The organism is Erythrobacter sp. S57(2025) (assembly GCF_057365055.1).
Map to the genome: position 1 here is coordinate 2,613,320 of NZ_CP200299.1, position 17,990 is coordinate 2,631,309.

General features: G+C 57.3%; 17 protein-coding genes. 5 read left to right on the forward strand and 12 right to left on the reverse strand.

The genetic code is table 11. The annotated features are described in order from the left end of the window. Nucleotides 1-2: 2 nt before the first annotated feature. The 3 genes from AC0V6N_RS12515 to AC0V6N_RS12525 all read right to left on the reverse strand — a co-directional run bounded on the left by AC0V6N_RS12515 (nucleotide 3) and on the right by AC0V6N_RS12525 (nucleotide 4,727). Nucleotides 3-611 (reverse strand): YceI family protein, encoded by a 609-nt coding sequence (locus tag AC0V6N_RS12515; RefSeq protein ID WP_486171877.1) that lies wholly within the window; start codon nucleotides 609-611, stop codon nucleotides 3-5. A gap of 87 nt (nucleotides 612-698) precedes the next feature. Beyond that, nucleotides 699-2,273, reverse strand: a complete 1,575-nt coding sequence (gene guaA, locus AC0V6N_RS12520; protein ID WP_486171878.1) for a glutamine-hydrolyzing GMP synthase — start codon at nucleotides 2,271-2,273, stop codon at nucleotides 699-701. Between the two features lie 888 nt (nucleotides 2,274-3,161). Continuing rightward, nucleotides 3,162-4,727 (reverse strand): class I adenylate-forming enzyme family protein, encoded by a 1,566-nt coding sequence (locus AC0V6N_RS12525; protein WP_486171879.1) that lies wholly within the window; start codon nucleotides 4,725-4,727, stop codon nucleotides 3,162-3,164. A 137-nt stretch (nucleotides 4,728-4,864) separates the two neighbouring features. Here AC0V6N_RS12525 and AC0V6N_RS12530 point away from each other — a divergent pair, with 137 nt between their 5' ends. The 4 genes from AC0V6N_RS12530 to AC0V6N_RS12545 all read left to right on the forward strand — a co-directional run bounded on the left by AC0V6N_RS12530 (nucleotide 4,865) and on the right by AC0V6N_RS12545 (nucleotide 10,401). Then, the gene (locus AC0V6N_RS12530) at nucleotides 4,865-5,761 is read left to right on the forward strand and encodes a PIG-L deacetylase family protein (RefSeq protein ID WP_486171880.1); all 897 of its coding nucleotides are present in this window, start codon (nucleotides 4,865-4,867) and stop codon (nucleotides 5,759-5,761) included. Nucleotides 5,762-5,851: 90 nt separating this feature from the next. After that, nucleotides 5,852-8,395 (forward strand): DNA topoisomerase (ATP-hydrolyzing) subunit B, encoded by a 2,544-nt coding sequence (gene gyrB, locus AC0V6N_RS12535; RefSeq protein ID WP_486171881.1) that lies wholly within the window; start codon nucleotides 5,852-5,854, stop codon nucleotides 8,393-8,395. A 43-nt stretch (nucleotides 8,396-8,438) separates the two neighbouring features. After that, complete coding sequence (locus AC0V6N_RS12540; RefSeq protein ID WP_486171882.1) at nucleotides 8,439-9,602, forward strand: AI-2E family transporter; 1,164 nt, start codon at nucleotides 8,439-8,441, stop codon at nucleotides 9,600-9,602. A gap of 4 nt (nucleotides 9,603-9,606) precedes the next feature. After that, complete coding sequence (locus tag AC0V6N_RS12545; RefSeq protein WP_486171883.1) at nucleotides 9,607-10,401, forward strand: M50 family metallopeptidase; 795 nt, start codon at nucleotides 9,607-9,609, stop codon at nucleotides 10,399-10,401. 13 nt (nucleotides 10,402-10,414) lie between these two features. Here AC0V6N_RS12545 and AC0V6N_RS12550 read toward each other — a convergent pair whose 3' ends face one another. The 9 genes from AC0V6N_RS12550 to AC0V6N_RS12590 all read right to left on the reverse strand — a co-directional run bounded on the left by AC0V6N_RS12550 (nucleotide 10,415) and on the right by AC0V6N_RS12590 (nucleotide 16,255). After that, nucleotides 10,415-11,062 carry a hypothetical protein gene (locus tag AC0V6N_RS12550; RefSeq protein WP_486171884.1) on the reverse strand — a complete coding sequence of 216 codons (648 nt, stop codon included), beginning with the start codon at nucleotides 11,060-11,062 and terminating at the stop codon, nucleotides 10,415-10,417. A gap of 98 nt (nucleotides 11,063-11,160) precedes the next feature. Then, entirely contained in the window at nucleotides 11,161-11,790 is a 630-nt protein-coding gene (locus tag AC0V6N_RS12555; protein ID WP_486171885.1) for a lysophospholipid acyltransferase family protein, read from the reverse strand. A 73-nt stretch (nucleotides 11,791-11,863) separates the two neighbouring features. Further along, nucleotides 11,864-12,118 (reverse strand): hypothetical protein, encoded by a 255-nt coding sequence (locus AC0V6N_RS12560; RefSeq protein ID WP_486171886.1) that lies wholly within the window; start codon nucleotides 12,116-12,118, stop codon nucleotides 11,864-11,866. Further along, nucleotides 12,118-13,725 (reverse strand): carboxyl transferase domain-containing protein, encoded by a 1,608-nt coding sequence (locus AC0V6N_RS12565; RefSeq protein WP_486171887.1) that lies wholly within the window; start codon nucleotides 13,723-13,725, stop codon nucleotides 12,118-12,120. Before AC0V6N_RS12565 ends, AC0V6N_RS12560 begins: the two co-directional genes overlap by 1 nt. Beyond that, nucleotides 13,722-14,084, reverse strand: a complete 363-nt coding sequence (locus tag AC0V6N_RS12570; protein WP_486171888.1) for a hypothetical protein — start codon at nucleotides 14,082-14,084, stop codon at nucleotides 13,722-13,724. The genes AC0V6N_RS12565 and AC0V6N_RS12570 overlap by 4 nt, the downstream gene beginning before the upstream one ends. Continuing rightward, complete coding sequence (locus AC0V6N_RS12575) at nucleotides 14,081-14,449, reverse strand: hypothetical protein (protein WP_486171889.1); 369 nt, start codon at nucleotides 14,447-14,449, stop codon at nucleotides 14,081-14,083. Before AC0V6N_RS12575 ends, AC0V6N_RS12570 begins: the two co-directional genes overlap by 4 nt. Then, nucleotides 14,449-14,760 (reverse strand): DUF1330 domain-containing protein, encoded by a 312-nt coding sequence (locus AC0V6N_RS12580; protein WP_486171890.1) that lies wholly within the window; start codon nucleotides 14,758-14,760, stop codon nucleotides 14,449-14,451. Before AC0V6N_RS12580 ends, AC0V6N_RS12575 begins: the two co-directional genes overlap by 1 nt. 14 nt (nucleotides 14,761-14,774) lie before the next feature. Continuing rightward, nucleotides 14,775-15,089: a DUF5076 domain-containing protein gene (locus AC0V6N_RS12585; RefSeq protein WP_486171891.1), complete on the reverse strand. Its 315-nt coding sequence runs from the start codon at nucleotides 15,087-15,089 to the stop codon at nucleotides 14,775-14,777. Next, complete coding sequence (locus tag AC0V6N_RS12590; RefSeq protein WP_486171892.1) at nucleotides 15,086-16,255, reverse strand: acyl-CoA dehydrogenase family protein; 1,170 nt, start codon at nucleotides 16,253-16,255, stop codon at nucleotides 15,086-15,088. Before AC0V6N_RS12590 ends, AC0V6N_RS12585 begins: the two co-directional genes overlap by 4 nt. Nucleotides 16,256-16,454: 199 nt before the next feature. Here AC0V6N_RS12590 and AC0V6N_RS12595 point away from each other — a divergent pair, with 199 nt between their 5' ends. Beyond that, complete coding sequence (locus AC0V6N_RS12595) at nucleotides 16,455-17,939, forward strand: sensor histidine kinase (protein ID WP_486172487.1); 1,485 nt, start codon at nucleotides 16,455-16,457, stop codon at nucleotides 17,937-17,939. Nucleotides 17,940-17,990 lie beyond the last annotated feature (51 nt).

Genomic DNA, 17,990 nt, shown 5'->3' on the forward strand with positions numbered 1-17,990 from the left:
CTTTAGCGCTCAAAAGCGAGACTGAATGTCACCGGGACGACGGGCGTGATTGAGGGAAGTCCAGCGAGCTCCTGCAATTGCGCCAAGCCATCGGTTAGCTCCAGCCGCCCCGCATCCACGATCAACGGCGCATCAGAGACAGCGATCACTCGGTCAGGCGCGGCGCGCGTTACGGTTACTTCGGTTTGGAACGGTGCCTCGACCCCTTTAAGCGTCAATGTACCGGACAGTTCAGTCGTCATGCTGTCTCCCACACCCAGCGCCTCAAACGACGCCGGATCGAGCGTTGCAGACACGTTCGCAGTGGGATTGTCGGCGACCACGAAAAAGATATCGCGCATCCGCTCATCACGGATGTCGACGCCAGTGCTAACAGTGGAAAGGTCGATCTCCACACTCGCGGCGCCATCGGCTGAGACGGAACCGGAAAGCCCTTCGAACGAGTTTACCTCAGCAATTTCATCGGCCTTGATCGTGACATAGGAAAGCTCTGAGGCCTCTCCATCCAACGTCCATGCGCCCTCGGTCACAGCGGTGGGTTCAGGCAAGCTGCCAGAACACGCAGCGAGGGAAAGGGCGGCAATCGGAGCGAGAAAAGCAAAGCGGGTCACGGTTTTGTGTTCCTTCGAATATTGGCCTTGGCAAGACACCTATCAGAGTGCCGGACAAGCCGACAAACACTCTTTGCGATTACAGCGTCACTCCCACTCGATTGTTCCCGGCGGCTTGCTGGTAAAGTCGTAAACCACCCGGTTGATGCCCTGCACTTCGTTGACGATGCGCGTGGCGACCTGAGTGAGGAAGCTAGCATCGAAGGGGTAGACATCGGCGGTCATGCCATCGGTGGAGGTGACAGCGCGCAATCCGCAGACGCTGTCATAGGTGCGACTATCGCCCATCACGCCCACGGTTTTGACCGGGAGCAGAACGGCAAAGGCCTGCCAGATTGCATCGTACAATCCAGCATTGCGAATTTCCTCGAGGTAAATCGCATCCGCCTTGCGCAAGATATCGCAGCGTTCCTTGGTGACTTCACCGGGGATACGGATAGCAAGGCCTGGTCCGGGGAACGGATGGCGGCCAACAAAGGCTTCGGGCAGGCCAAGTTCACGGCCCAGCTCGCGCACCTCGTCTTTGAACAGCTCACGCAATGGCTCGACCAATTGCATGTTCATGCGTTCAGGCAGTCCGCCGACATTGTGGTGGCTCTTGATCGTAACAGATGGCCCGCCGGTGAATGAGACGGACTCGATCACATCTGGGTAGAGCGTGCCTTGCGCAAGGAAGTCAGCGCCGCCGACTTTTTTGGCTTCGGCTTCGAACAGGTCAATGAACGCGCCGCCGATGAATTTGCGCTTCTTTTCAGGGTCAGTGACCCCTTCGAGCCCTGCCATGAAGGTTTCTTCCGCATCCACTGCGATCAGGGGGATGTTGTAATGATCGCGGAAAAGCGAGACGACTTGCTCGGTTTCATTGAGGCGCATGAGGCCATGATCGACATAGACGCAGGTGAGCTGATCACCGATGGCTTCATGGATCAGCACGGCAGCCACCGCAGAATCGACCCCACCAGAAAGCCCGCAAATCACGCGGCCTGAACCGACCTGCGCGCGGATTTCTTCAATCTTGGTCTTGCGAAATTCGGCCATGGTCCAATCGCCTTTGAGGCCGCAAACATGGCGCACAAAATTGGCGAGCAGTTTGCCGCCATCTGGCGTGTGGACGACTTCGGGGTGGAATTGGGTGCCGTAAAACTTGCGCTCCTCATCCGCGATCACCGCGAAGGGTGCTCCGTCTGAGGTGGCGACGATTTCAAATCCATCTGCAAAGCGAGTGACTTTATCGCCGTGGCTCATCCAGACCTGATGGCGCTCGCCCTCTTTCCAAAGGCCGTCAAACAAAGCGCAATCCTTGGTCACTGTCAGATAGGCGCGGCCAAACTCGCCGCCTTCGCCGGTTTCGTGACCGGGACGCACTTCACCGCCCAATTGGTGGCTCATCACCTGTTGGCCATAACAAATGCCAAGGATCGGCACGCCTGCTTCAAAGAAGCTTTGCGGTGCACGCGGAGAACCCTCATCGGGCACACCCGCAGGCGAGCCTGATAGGATGATGCCTTTGGGATTGAGGCGCCGAAACGCTTCCTCTGCCATGCTAAATGGGGCAATTTCGGAATAGACCCCTGCTTCGCGCACCCGGCGCGCAATCAGCTGGGTCACTTGACTGCCGAAATCGACAATCAGGATCGAATCTGGGAGATGTTCTGCTTCCATGGGGGCTGTTAAGCGAGCCAATGGCGTGCTGTCCAGCGTGCTAAGGCGTCTAATCCAAGCTTTCGACAGCTACCAATTGTTCGGCAAAATCGCCCGCATAGTCTTTACGCGATTGCGATTTCGCACAAGGCATCAGGGGGTTAGAGAAACCAACCGATCGGTAGTTGCATATTTTTCAACAAAATTGCGCATTTTCGCATTTGAGTTTCGTGCAATCGAACATCATTTGGGCCTCGTACCGCGATCAGGATACCTCTCTCCCTCCCTGATGCGGCACATTGGTAGGTCATAAATTCGAATACGAATTGGACCCGCCAGTCTGCTTGCCAATGCGAGCAGCCGAGTAGAGTTGATGCAACGGCGCTAAGGTTATGGTGGCTTCCAGCACCCGATCTAGCAAAAGCCAGCATCTCTTTCGCAGCGCAGTTTTCTGCGCTCCGGCTTGTTTTCGCCGTTTGTGAGCCAAGGCCAATGGCGTCCTCTCCCCCCCGGACGCTGGGATCAACGGCTTGGCTCTGTAAATTAACGGCGATTGCTTTGGGCATTGCAGCGCGCGAGACGCGGCCACCCACTCTCCCCTCCCCCCCGATGGTGGCCGCGTCTCCAAACGCGCGCTAGGCCGGTCAGGCAACCGCAGCCATCGGAAATATCGATAAATCCGATAGGTATTATTGATCACAGTTGCGTAACTATATTTCGCATTGTGACGAACTACCTTTCAGTAACTGGGCCCTCTCCAACCCCTGCCCAGTCTAGGAGTACTGAGATATGACTATGGTTTCTGAAAAAGCGTTTTCGTTCTTTTTCGCGCTCGCAATTAGCGGCGCTGCGCTAAACGCTGTGATCGTCTAAATATCATTGAAAACACACGCGAAATGGCGCGCAGCACTACCCCTGTGCTGCGCGCCTTTCTGCTTCTTCGCGCAGCTGCGTCTTGAGCAGTTTGCCGATATGGCTGCGCGGCATTTCTTCGATTGTATGGAGCGCGGATAGCCGCTGCGTTTTGCCAAGCCGTGCGTTGACTGCGCCAAGCACTTCGTCGCAGGTCTGCGCGCCGTTCCCTAAAACCACGAAGCCTACGGGCGTCTCCCCCCATTGCCTTGAAGCGATACCGACAACCGCTGCTTCGACGACACCTTCTTCGCGCTCCAGCTCTGCCTCTAGGTCGCTTGGGTAGATGTTAAATCCTCCTGAGATGATCATGTCTTTAGCGCGGCCCACCAGCTCGACAAAGCCATCTTCATCGACGCGGCCAATATCACCCATGCGCTGCCAATCGACGCCGGTTTCGGGGTGTGTCCAATACCCCTCGCGCGTCTTGCCCGGCTGGTTTTGATAGCCGCTCATCATGGTATGCGAGAGTCCGATCAGATTGCCAGCTGTACCCGGCGGCACTTCATTGTCGTCATCATCGAGCACCTTCATCTCACTACCCGGCGCAGGCCTGCCAACCGTATGAAGCTTATCGGGAAATTCATGAGCCGCGAGCAGGCACACAACCCCGCCTTCGGTCATCGAGTAAATCTCGACCAAGCCGCCCGGCATCCGCTTTAGGACCTCGGCCTTTAACTCGGCAGAGAACGGCGCGGAGGTGCAATATTTCATCGCCAGCGCGCTCAGATCGTGATCGTCAAAGCCGGGATAATCCATCAGCCGTTGATACTGCACAGGCACAAGCATGGTAAGCGTAGTGCGGTCAGCTTGGGCGTGAGAAAGCCAGCGTCCGCAGTCAAACTTGCCCATGATCCGCACAGTCCCGCCGGCCAATAGAGGCGCGAGGAAGGCAACCATCGTCGTGTTCGAATAGAGCGGCGTTGATGCAAGCGCGCGCACCTCAAGTCCGCTTGAAAGGTAGGACATGGCGGTCGCACCAAATTGCCGCCAGCGCATCTGGTGCGAATGGACGATTCCCTTAGGAATGCCGGTCGTGCCGCTGGAATAGATGATGTTGAACGGCTCTGAAGGCTCCGGCGTGAAATCCGCCGCGCGCGAACCAGGAGGCGCCATCCACTGATCAATCTCTTCGAGCGGCACGCGGATCATGTCAGCCAAGAAATCAGGGCCAAGTTCAGCGGCTTTACCCGCATCGATAAAGAGGTGGCGCGCGCCCGAATCCCTGGCCATGCCGCGCAATTGATCTGGGCTTGCGCTGGTGGTCAGCGGCGCTGCCACCCCGCCAGCCCGGACCGCTGCCAGAAACACCAGCGCGTAATTTATCGAGCTTGTGCCAAGGATCGCAACCGACTGCCCGCGTTCCAGCCCCGTTTCGATCATCCGCGCAGCCAGCCTTTCAACAAGCCCGATCAGCTCTGCCCATGCACAGTCCCCATCATCATCGACCAGGGCAATCGCATCGGGCTGCGCGCGCGCCCAATCGCGCAAGATATCGGTGTAGGAGCCAAAGGGCTCAGCGAGCTTGGCGCTCATTTTCTCAGCGATCGCAGGTGATGTCATGGCTGCGAGCCTAGCTTGGCCAGATCGCGCCGCACAAGCTTTCAGGCGTGAATTGTTTACGTTTGCTCAGCTAGGCTATGGCTTGATGCTGCGCAGATGCGCCGAAATACATGAGGGATGCAGCTGTGAGACCGAGCATGAAACGAACCGCGTTGGCGATGGCTGCCCTTCTGGGCGCGGGGCTGATGACCTCGCCTGCGATTGCCCAGAGCGAGCGTGAAGATGATATTCGTATTCTTCCTCCATCCGGCCCTTTGCCGCCAAGGCGCGCTCCCTCTGAGGTAAGGCCGGGCAACGATGCCGCTCCAACACGCAGCGAATCACGATCGATCCTCGCCATCTTTGCGCATCCCGATGATGAGATCATGATTGCCCCTGTCCTTTCGCGCACATTGCGCGGTGGCGGCGATGTCACGCTTGTTTTTGCGACCAGCGGCGGAATCGGGCCTGGCGTGAGCGGATTGGAGCCAGGGAAAGAATTGGAGACCTTGCGCGAAAACGAAGCGCGCTGCGCTTCTTTTGCGATTGGGTTGGACGAGCCAATTTTCTGGGGTTTGGCTGATGGGTCGCTCGCCAACAAGTCAGGCGATCCTGAGAGTGCAGCAAATGCCGCGCGAGAGCGGGTAGCCGCTCTGATCGACATTCATCAGCCCAAAGTGGTGATGACTTGGGGTCCGGATGGCGGATACGGCCATTCCGATCATCGCGCGATCAGCAACGTTGTGACCGAAGTCATCCAAACACTGGGAGGAAACCGGCCTGAGCTCCTCTACGTCACGATCCCCGCTGAAGACCGCGCAGACGTACCCGGCATTGATCGCTGGGCCACGACGCACCCCTCTTTGGTTACGGACAGGCTTCGTTATGAGCTGGCCGATCTGGAGGCCACACGCTTTGCAATCGACTGCTATCAGAGCCAGTTTGATGCAAGCGCCCGCAGCGCGTTGCCCTCTCTATTGCACCAGCATGTATGGCGCGGCAGCGTGCATTTCCGGCTAGCCTTTCCCAATCAAGTGACCGTCGAACCACAGTAGATTTCCAAGTGCCCAAACAGGCGGTGGAAAAGCTGCTCCGTTGGGGCGTGAAAGCTTGGGTTTGGGGCGGTCTGCGCCTATATAATGGGCATGGAAGACAACACTTCAGGAAACGCCACAAGCCCATCAAAGCCCGAGAAAATGCAGGGTGAATACGGCGCCGATTCGATCAAGGTTCTCAAAGGCTTGGACGCGGTGCGAAAGCGCCCCGGCATGTATATCGGCGATACCGATGATGGATCGGGCTTGCACCACATGGTGTTTGAAGTCTCCGACAACGCGATCGACGAAGCGCTAGCGGGGCATTGTGACCTCGTTTTGATCGAATTGAACCCCGATGGCTCGGTTTCGGTTGAAGATAATGGCCGCGGTATTCCTGTGGGCATGCACAAGGAAGAAGGCGTTTCCGCAGCCGAGGTCATCATGACCCAGCTGCATGCGGGCGGTAAGTTCGAAAACACCTCTGACGATAATGCTTACAAGGTATCAGGCGGCCTGCACGGCGTGGGCGTATCGGTTGTGAATGCGCTGTCCGAATGGTTGGAGCTAACCATTTGGCGCGAGGGCAAAGAGCATTGGATGCGCTTTGAGCACGGGGATGCGGTCAATTCGCTTGAGATCAAGGGCGATGCGCCCAAGGTTGATCGTAATCCGGATGATAACGGCTATAAGAAGGGCACCCGCGTCACCTTCCACCATTCGAATGACACGTTCAAAAACGTCACCGAGTATGATTTTGACAAGCTCGAGCACCGCTACCGCGAGCTTGCATTCCTCAATTCCGGCGTGCGCATCAAATTGCGCGACAAACGGCACGAAGAACCAATTGAGCACGACCTATTTTATGAAGGTGGCATTGCGGCCTTCGTCAAATATCTCGACCGCAACAAAGACGCCCTGATTTCTGAGCCTATTTCAGTGTCGGCAGAGAAAGACGGGATCGGAATCGACGTCGCGTTGGAATGGAATGACAGCTATTACGAAAACGTCCTGACCTTCACCAACAACATTCCTCAGCGCGATGGGGGCACGCATTTGGCGGCCTTTCGCGCAGCGCTGACCCGCACGCTGAATGGTTATGCGGACCGGTCGGGCCTACTCAAGAAAGAGAAAGTCTCGCTGTCGGGCGAGGACATGCGCGAAGGTTTGACCGCAATTGTCAGCGTGAAACTGCCTGATCCCAAATTCTCATCCCAGACCAAGGATAAGCTGGTTTCATCCGAAGTTCGCCAACCGCTTGAAAGCCTGATGGGCGAGAAGATGAATGAGTGGCTGGAGGAAAATCCTGCCGACGCGAAGGCAATCATCCAGAAGATCATCGACGCGGCCGCTGCGCGCGAGGCTGCCAAGCGCGCCCGCGAGATGAGCCGAAAGGGCGCGATGAGCGTTGCTTCGCTGCCCGGAAAGCTTTCCGATTGCCGCGAACGCGACGCGACCAAAGCCGAACTGTTCCTGGTGGAGGGCGATTCCGCGGGCGGCTCTGCCAAAGGTGGGCGTGACAGCCAGTATCAGGCGATCCTGCCGCTGCGAGGCAAGATTCTGAACGTTGAACGCGCGCGCTTTGACCGGATCATTTCCAGCCGCGAAGTCGGCACGCTAATCCAAGCGATGGGCACCGGCATTCGCGATGAGTTCGACCTTGAAAAGCTGCGCTATCACAAGATTGTGATCATGACTGACGCCGATGTCGACGGCGCTCATATCCGCACGCTCTTGCTCACCTTCTTCCATCGCCAGATGCCGGAGATTGTGAAAGCCGGGCATCTTTTCATCGCACAACCACCTTTGTTCAAAGTCGCAAAGGGCAAGAGCGAGGTCTATGTGAAAGACCAGGGCGCGCTTGACCGCTATCTGGTCGATGCAGGCCTGCAAGGCCGCGTGTTGGAGACAGGCGGCGGTGCGCGTTCGGGTGAAGACTTGCGAGCGCTGGTGGACAGCGCTTTGCGGCTTAAGAACATGATCGCCTTTGCTCCGCGCCGTTATGATGCGGGCATTATCGAGCAGATGGCTTTGTCCGGCGCGCTTGATCCGTCTCTCAGCGATGCGGCACGCGAAACAGCGCTTGGCGCAACGGCTGCGGCTCTTCAGGCTGGCGATGCCGATGCGAAATGGACAGCGACAGTGCTCGAAAGCGGCACAGTGCAATTTGCGCGGGCTTGGCGCGGCGTCACCGATGTGCATGAGATCGAAGGTCGCTTCCTCTCCAGCACTGAGGCGCAAAAGCTGCACTCTATCGCCGCCGATCAGGCCGATGCCTACACCAGTGCCGTGCGTCTGGTGAAAGCGGGCGATATGGTCGAAGAAGAGCCCGAAACAGCCAGCGAGGACGGCGATGAAACGCCAGTGGCAATCGCAGAGGATGCTATCACGCGGCCGACGCAATTGCTCACCGCCGTGCTTGCCGCAGGGCGTAAAGGCCTCGCGATCAGCCGCTATAAGGGTCTGGGCGAGATGAACCCTGAGCAATTGTGGGAAACCACACTCGACCCGGAAAACCGCATCCTTTTGCAGGTAAAAGTCGAAGACGCCGATGTCACCGATGAAATCTTCACCCGTTTGATGGGCGATGTGGTCGAACCGCGGCGTGAGTTCATTCAGGACAATGCCCTGAACGTTGCCAATCTCGATGTCTGATAGGCTCTTGATGTTTGGACGCTAAAGTCCGACATCAAAGGCCATGTCAGAAGCAGAACCCAACGACACAACAGTCCTCGAACACTGGAGCTTTCTGCTCCTGCTTGCAGTGGTTTCGATCCTGTTTGTATGGGTCACGTGGCCCTTTGTCGGCCCGGTCATGTGGGCAGCGCTGGCGGCGATTATGTTCCAGCCGCTGTACAAATGGTCGCTCAGAAAAATGCGCGGGCGACGCAATCTTGCGGCATCGCTGACGCTGCTGGTGATCTTTGTCGCGGTGCTCTTACCCGCGCTTTGGATTGGGTCAATCGTCGTGGGAGAGACGCTAGGCGTTGTTAATGACCTGCGCGAAAACCCAATTGATGTACGCGCCTGGTTCGACAGCTTTTATTCAATGGTGCCAGCCAGTGTGCAGCAATTCGTTAGCGACAATGGCTGGACCGACGTCTCAAACATTCAGGATAATCTGCAAGGCATCCTAGGCGAAAGCGCGGGCATTATTGCCAATCAGGCGCTTTCCATTGGCAGCGGCGCATTGGGCTTTGTCCTAAGCTTTTCTATCGGCCTTTATGTCCTGTTCTTCCTGCTGCGCGACGGTTCGCGCATTGGAGAGACGATCCTGCACTCCGCCCCGATTGAGCGCGACATTGCCGACCGTTTGGCAGAACGCTTCCTGGGTATCGTGCGTGCGGTGATTAAAGGGTCAGGCGTTGTGGGTCTGGTTCAAGGCACGTTGGGCGGCATTATGCTGGCAATCGCTGGCGTGCCATCACCATTGCTTCTGGGCGTTTTGATGAGCATTCTTGCTCTGATCCCAGCCGTCGGCACCGCGCTTGTCTGGGCGCCCGCAGGGATCTGGTTGCTGGTGGTCGGAGAGGTCTGGCAGGGCGTATTCGTGCTTGGCGCAGGCTTCATCATCATTAGCTCGGTCGACAATGTGCTGCGCCCCGTTTTGGTGGGCCGCGACACCGGCATTCCTGACTGGATCATTTTGGTGACAACGCTTGGCGGCATTTCGCTGCTCGGTTTCTCTGGCATTGTGCTGGGGCCGTTGGTCGCCGGCCTATTCTTGGCCAGCTGGGGCATCTTGCAAGAACACCGTGCAGAAGATGAAGAGGCCGCGTCCCGCTATGCAGCGCGCATCGGCCCCGATGGCAAAGCGCGCGATCCCGATGCGGTCGCCCGCCTTGCTGAGAGCGATGGCTGATTAGATGCAATCGCTTGTCAAACCGGGAAGCCAGGCGGAGCAGGTCGGGCGGCTAATATTGGCAGGCTTTATCGTCATCGCCCTGCCCTCGCTGCCGCTGGGCAATTACCTCGTCTATCCCTTCATGATCCTGACCACTTGGTTTCATGAGATGGGCCACGGCATGACCGCGCTGATGCTGGGTCAGGATTTTGAGCAATTGCGGATTTTCGCCGATGGCTCAGGCGTAGCTGAAAGCCGGGTTGAGAGTGATCTTTCCCCTTTCTCCCAAGCAGCGATTGCTGCTGGCGGCCCGTTGGCACCGAGCGTGGTGGGCGCTGCGCTTATCCTCACCAGCGCGCATGAGCGGCTTTGGCGGCCAACCTTGTGGGTGATGTCCGGCGTTATCTTCGCCTCGGTTATCATCTATGTGCGTTCTGCAGTTGGATTCGCTGTGCTCCCCCTAACCGCGCTGGGAATTGCGCTGATCGCGTGGAAAGCGTCGCCAGGCATCGTCCGCTTTGCGCTGCAATTCCTGGGCCTGCTCGGGGCATTGAGCATGCTGCGCGATTTCAACTATCTCTTCACCGAACAAGGCGTGATCAATGGTCAGCAAATGCTGTCTGATACGGGCCAAATGGAGGCTGCCTTGTTCCTGCCGCACTGGTTCTGGGCAGGTTTGATTTTGGTGGTAAGCGCAGTGATGGTCGGGGCAAGTTTTCGTTACGCGCTATCCGAAAAACGCCGAGCGCAACCCAAACCAAAGCTTCCTGCCAATGTGCTGCAGTTCAGGCGCGACTCGAACGATAAGCGCCCGTAATCGCCGCGCTAGGCTATTGCGCCGGAGACGCCACGCGGATTGTGTTGACGCCGCCTGCTGACAAGCCTGTTTCACCCGACAATCCGATAAAGATCGTGTCGATGATCCGCGCCAGTTTTTCCTCGGTCAGCTTGTCACCCAGATAGATCAGCGCATCTGGCAAAGTGTAATTGCCAATCATTTGATTGACCAATGACAGCGCCTCATCAATCTCAAGCCCTGCAAAATAGCCGTCCGCCTGAGCCTGCACAATCAGCTCAGCCAAATAATGGTCAGCCAGGTCAACATAGGAACGCACGCGCTCAAAATTCGCCGCGCCCATTTCGCAGATCATTGTGAAATATTCAGGGTCGGCATCAAATCGCTCGCGCGAAATAACAAAGCGCCGACGGATGAATTCGTACATTTTGCGATTGGGTGGGAGGTCAGCGTTTAAAACCTCCTCCATTACCTGCATGTGCGGTGCCAGCCAAACCTGCGCGATGGCATCGAACAGATCGTCATAGTCGGGGAACAGCCATTCAAACCGGCTGCGTGACAATCCGCTTTCGGTCTGAGCGGCAACATAGGAGATTTCCGCACCACGCTCACGCACCAGATCAAGCACCATCTGGGCGATCCGTTCGCGCTCAGCTTTGCGTGTCTCTTCGCTCAACGGCATGGGGTGGGGCCTCCTGATTGATCGCTATTTAGGAGGGATTCGTCCGGTCTTAAAGGCATAGTTTGGCAATTTTCGACGAAGTGTCGCGTAAGACGGACCTAAATGTCGTTCTTACCCGCAATTATGTCACGCGCTTGCTGCTCGAGCACCTTGTAGCGTTCCAGGTCGGGGATTTTGGAGCGGAACCACTCAGCAATCTTAAGCAGGTCTTCGCCGTAATTGCCGCTCGGCATCATCGGCTCGCTAAAACCGATCGTCTTCTTCGCATTATCCGCATAGGCGAGCACGATCGGGACACCGGCCGCTTTCGCAATATTGTAAAAGCCCGATTTCCACTTTCCGTCTGATTTGCGCGTGCCTTCACAGGCCATGACTAAATTTAGCTCGCTGCGGCGGTCGTACTCTTCTTTGAGTTGCTGGATCGTGCCGCCCGCCTTGCGACGGTCAACCGCAATGCCGCCCATATCGAGCATAAAGTTACGCATGACGCCTTGGAATAGCGTGTGCTTACCCATGAAGTTAGGCTGCACTTTTTCTTCTTTGGTGGCGCCAGCGAAAAAGACGAAATCCCAGTTCGAGGTATGCGGAGCGCCCGCGATAATGCACTTCTTCACATCCTTGGGAAAGCGCTCAACAATCCGCCAGCCTTTGAGCCAGTAGAAAAACAGGATGATCCGGTTCACAATCCGCGACAGCAAGCCGACATTGCGAGTTTCATTATGTTGCAAGCGTTCTCTCTCCCAAGGCCGCGCTTCCCGATAGGTAAGGTCTAACAGCTACGAAAGCAAAGGGGCGAAGGATTTACTCAGTAGCCTCGAAGTCCTTGCGGGCGTCCCGCCACGCTTCCCACACATTTTCAGGGTCGATATCTAAGTACCCTCGCCCCTCTGTAACAGCCAAGTGCTGTTCTCGGGTCATCGCGATGGCTTCTGAGGTATCGCGGATATGAATCACTTCAGCCTCAGTCAGCGGGCTGCCTTTCTCTCGCTCTTTGTTGAGCAGGACGGCAACCAAGGCCGGCACATGAACGATGTCTAATGGAACGTCTGACATCATCACATCCTAAACACACCAAATGCGGGCCGCTCAGCGATCGGAGCCTCTAGCGTCGCCGCGAAGGCCAGCCCCAGCACGTCGCGGGTCTGCACCGGGTCGATCACGCCGTCATCCCACAGACGCGCGGTGGCGTAGTAGGGATTGCCTTCGTCTTCGTATTTCTGGCGGATTGGGGCTTTGAATTCTTCCGCCTCTTCGTCCGACCACTTGTCAGCATCGCGGTGGACTGTGGCGAGGACGCTGGCGGCTTGCTCACCGCCCATCACCGAAATGCGCGCATTGGGCCAGGTGAAGAGGAAGCGCGGCGAATAAGCGCGGCCCGCCATGCCGTAATTGCCCGCGCCAAAGCTTCCGCCAATCACTACGGTGATCTTGGGCACGGTTGCGGTGGCGACAGCGGTGACAAGCTTCGCGCCATGTTTGGCGATGCCTTCCGCTTCATACTTCCCGCCGACCATAAAGCCGGAGATGTTTTGCAAAAACAGCAGCGGAATGCGGCGCTGGCAGGCGAGCTCGATAAAGTGCGCGCCTTTCTGAGCGCTCTCAGAAAACAGCACACCATTATTGGCGAGGATCGCGACAGGCATTCCCCAGATATGCGCAAAGCCGCAGACAAGCGTGCTGCCATAATGCGCTTTGAACTCGTGGAACACGCTCCCATCGACAAGCCGGGCGATGACCTCTTTGACGTCATAGGGCGCCCGCACATCGTCCGGAATGATCGAATAGAGGTCATCGGCGTCAAACTTGGGCGGGCGCGGGTCTTTGAGCGCAATATCCTTGGCAGCATCGGTGTTTGCGCCGAGCTGCGAAACGATATCGCGCACAATGGTGAGCGCGTGCTCGTCATTCTCGGCCAAGTGATCGACCACGCCCGATTTCTTGGCATGAAGGTCACCGCCGCCTAGGTCTTCGGCAGTGATCTCTTCACCCGTCGCGGCCTTCACCAGCGGAGGGCCAGCAAGGAAGATGGTGCCCTGGTTGCGGACGATCACGGTCTCGTCCGACATGGCGGGCACATAGGCGCCGCCTGCGGTGCAGCTTCCCATGACACAGGCGATCTGCGGGATGCCGAGGGCTGACATTTTGGCTTGGTTGAAGAAGATGCGGCCAAAGTGATCGCGGTCTGGAAACACCTCCGCCTGATGCGGCAGGTTCGCACCGCCACTATCGACCAGATAGATGCAGGGCAGACGGTTTTCCTGCGCGATTTCCTGTGCGCGAAGGTGCTTCTTCACCGTCATGGGATAGTACGTGCCGCCTTTGACCGTCGCATCATTGCACACGATCATCACTTGGCGACCTGACACCCGCCCGATTCCGCAAATCAGCGACGCACCATTGATATCCCCTTCATACATGCCGTTGGCAGCAAGCTGGCCGACCTCAAGGAAGGGTGAACCCGGATCAAGCAGCCGCTCCACCCGCTCGCGTGGGAGGAGTTTGCCGCGTGAAACATGCCGCTCGCGGCTGCGCTCGGATCCGCCAAGAGCAGCCTCAGCCACACTCGCCCGCAAGTCACTGACAAGCGTTTTGTTGTGTTCAGCGCGCGCCTTCGCCTGCGGGTCTTCGCGGTCGAGTTTGGAAGTGAGAACGGGTGCGGTCATTTATATGCCCCAATAAGTGCCAATACGCCGGCGATTCCCATGGGTATCCAGCCGGGATGTTTAAAATGAGAGGTTGCGATATCCGCGAGGCCCAGCGCGATCCAGAACAATCCTATCACGATGATAAGCCCGCGCGGAGTGTCCGGCCACACGATCGTGACCGCACTCGCGATCATAAAGGCGGAAATGGCATGCCAAAGATAGCGCAGCAGAGCAGGCGCGATCTCCATGTCAGGATGCGGATTCCCCTGCGCGAGGATCGGCCCCAGCACCGTACTCGCCCCGCCGGTTGAATGGGCGATTGCGACAAACACCATGACTAGTCCCGACAGCCACAGCCAGATCGACGTTCCCATCATCCCTTTTCTCCTGTTCGATCCTGACGCCAATGCTCCCATGCGGCGAAAAAGACAAAGGCTGCAAAGATGCTTTGCAGGGTGAGGCTGAAATAGAACTCTTCGTATCCTGCGACAAAGGCGGTGTAGCCATTCACCAGCACGTTCGACGCCATGATCAAAACGCCAAGCACCACGCCCAATCGCTCCTTCGCCCAGATCAACATCGCGGCGAGTGGGTCGAGGAACACCAGGCTGGTCCAATAGACATTCCATGGCAACGGGCGAAAATCATAAGGCAACCAGCCGCCATGAAAGATATCGAGCGTATGGGTGATGGTCCCAATCAGGAAACCGACAGTCCAGATAATCTTGGCGATTGTGGGCATTAGGTGCCGGGAATGTCGCCGGGCTCTAAGCCCTTCACAATGATCGCCTCAGCCGTGCTGCCAGCATCGCGAAATTTGCCGATTTCCTGATATTCGGGTGATGTCAGCCACGCGAACAATTTGGGCTTGTCAGGAAATTCAATCAGCACGCTGCGAGTGGCGTTCCACTCGCCGCCCACAATTTGAGGATCTTCGTCAACGCTGAGCATTTTGCCTTCAAATTTCTCGAAGATTTCCATGAAGCGCGCTTCGTATTTGTCATACTCGGCACGGTCATGGATGGTCATGCGAGAGATCATGTAGACGGGCATTGCTGCGGTTCCAATCAGTTAGAAGCGGGGCCGGGCGTATCAGTGGGGTTTTCGAGCTCGGCTTGAAGTCCCGCTACAATAGCCTCTTTCAGACTGTCGACGTCCTCTATCTCAAATTTGTGAGCGTAGGCATAGGCTGCGTGGGTGGCCAAATCGGCGAGCAGAATGCCAAAGCCAAAGGGCTGGAAATCAGCTGGTGGATCAATGAATATCCCGCCATGGATGGGCTCGCCTTCGGGCAGAAACACGCGCATGATCTCTCGCGCATCCTTCAGATCGGCATCCGCGAGGTCTATTGATCCTTGCGGTTGGGGGCGAACAACGCTCACCCCGCCGCCCCGATCAATTCGCGCCCGATCAGCATCCGGCGAATCTCATTCGTGCCGGCGCCAATATCAAGCAGCTTGGCATCGCGCATATAGCGCTCCACCGGCCAGTCGAGCGTGTAGCCTGCGCCGCCCAAAGCCTGCACGCTCTCGGCTGCGACGCGGAACGCATTTTCGCTAGAGAGCAGGATTACGCCCGCCGCATCAAAGCGTGTGGTCTGGCCGGCATCGCATGCTTTCGCCACCGCATAGGTGTAAGCGCGCGCCGATTGCAGCGCGACATACATATCCGCGACCTTGGCCTGCATCAGCTGGAAAGAGCCGATGGGTTTGCCGAACTGCTTGCGCTCGCGAAGGTAAGGAATGACCGTGTCGAGGCAGGCCTGCATGATACCAAGCTGAAGCCCTGCGAGCACCACACGCTCATAGTCTAAACCGCTCATCAAAACGCCCACGCCGCCATTGACCGGGCCCATGATGCGGTCTTCGGGAATGTGGCAATCGTCAAACACCAATTCTGCGGTGGGCGAGCCGCGCATGCCGACTTTCTCGATTTTTTGACCGATGGAAAAGCCTTCATCGCCCTTTTCAATCAGGAACGCCGTGATCCCGCGCGAACCTGCTTGGCCGTCAGTCTTGGCATAGACCACCAACGTGTCGGCAAAGGTCGCATTGGTGATCCAGAACTTGGTGCCGTTGAGAACATAGCCACCCTGAACAGCCTCGGCCTTCAGCTTCATGGAAACCACATCTGACCCGGCAGAAGCCTCACTCATGGCGAGGCTGCCGACATGCTCGCCAGAGATCAGGCCGGGCAGGTACTTTGCCTTTTGCTCCTCATTGCCCCAGCGGCGGATCTGATTGATGCACAGGTTAGAATGCGCGCCATAGGAGAGGCCCAGCGACGCACTGGCGCGGCTGACTTCTTCGACTGCAATTACGTGCTCCAAATAGCCAAGCCCCAGCCCGCCATCGGCCTCGTCAACGGTGATACCGTGCAGCCCAAGTTCGCCCATCTGGGCCCACAATTCGGCTTGCGGGAAATAGTCTTCGCGGTCGATCTTGTCCGCTAATGGCATGATCTGCTCATCAGCAAACCGCGCAACGCTGTCGCGAATCATTTCAGCGCTCTCGCCTAGTTGAAAGTCGAAATCAGGGGTGGCGCGCATGGATCAGGTCTTTCTGCTAAGACGGAGAGGAGAAGCGCTGGACGCTTCGATTGTTGCGCGCTTTAGCAAGTTATATTGCATTTCGCCAATAATCCCGGCACTCGGTTTGACCCCGAGCTATGGTACTGTATTGTTTGCCACGGGATAACTCTGGCGTAACTGAGCATGGAGCGATCCGCTGAACCTTTCTGAGCCTCAAATCTGGTCCACTGAAGATGCGTGCGAAACGCATGGCTTTAGTGAGGAAGAACGGCTCGTCGCTCTCGCCAGTTTCGAGGCAGAAACACTCGAAGGCGATCCCGAACTTGCACGGATCACGCGGTTTGCAGCACAATTGCTGGGCGCTCGTAGCGCTGCGATTAGTCTGGTCGATGCTGAAAGGCAGCGCTTCATCGCAAGCGAAGGGCTGGACGTTTCTGAGACGCCGCGTTCGACCAGTTTCTGCGCGCATACAATGCTGGGCCACGATATTCTCGAAGTGCTCGATGCGAGCAAAGATGCGCGTTTTGCCGATTTTGCGCTGGTCACAGGTGATACGCATCTGCGTTATTATGTCGGCGCGCCGTTAGTCTCAGCCGAAGGGGCGCCGCTGGGCGCTTTGTGCATTACCGACAGTGTCTCGCGCGACACCGACCTAAGCGAGTTTCAACGCGAAGGCTTAGGCGTTCTGGCAGAGGCTGTGATGCGCCGCCTGCACGCTCACCGGCAGGCGAATGTGGAACTGCGCGAGAGTGCACAGCGCATGCGATCCATGCTCAACAGTGTGCCCGATATTGCATGGTCCGCAGCGCCTGGCCCGGTGTGGGACTACTTCAACGCGCGCTTCACCGAAGTCACCGGCGCGTCTGCTTGCAAGACAATCGACGACTGGCGCGCCGTGATCCATCCTGAGGATTTCGAAGCCTCACTAGATAAATTTGGAGAAGCGCTCGAAACGGCTAGCTTTTTTGAAGATGAATGGCGTCTGCGGCAAGCCGATGGATCCTATCGCTGGGTGATCTCGCGCGCCGTTCCGTCCTCTGATGATCCCACGACCGCGCGATGGTTTGGGACACTGACCGACATCCATGACCGCTACAGCATTTCGCAAGAGCGCGAACTGCTTGCAGGCGAGCTGGCGCACCGGATCAAGAATGTGTTCTCCGTCATCAATGGCCTCGTCACGCTGCATGCGGGGCAAGACCCTGAGCTGAAGAGTTTTGGCGAAACACTGACACGGCACATTCGCGCGCTTTCCCGGGCGCAGGAATACGCATTGCATGCCGATACTGCTGATGAGGCGAGCCTTATCGGCCTGCTTACGGTGTTGATGACACCCTATGGCGTGCCTGGGCAAAGCGGCGTTAGCATCACCGGCGATGACAGCATCACTCTAACCCCGCGCGCCGCCACGCCGCTGGCTTTGGTGTTCCATGAACTTGCGACCAATTCAGCAAAATATGGCGCCTTGTCGGCTTCCGAAGGGAAGGTCGATGTCGCAATCTCAAAGGACAATGGGAATGTCGTCATCCAATGGACCGAGAGCGACGGCCCCGCTGCTGAACCTCCTCAAGAAAACGGCTTTGGCTCGCGCCTCGTAAAGATGTCGATCGAGCATCAATTGGGTGGATCAATTGAGAATGATTGGCGCGAAGAGGGACTGCGCACGTCAATCAGCGTGCCCGAACACAGAATTACCGGGTAGAGCATCGCGGACTAAAGCAGCTTGAGGCAGCCCTTGGCCTTGAGCCAAATG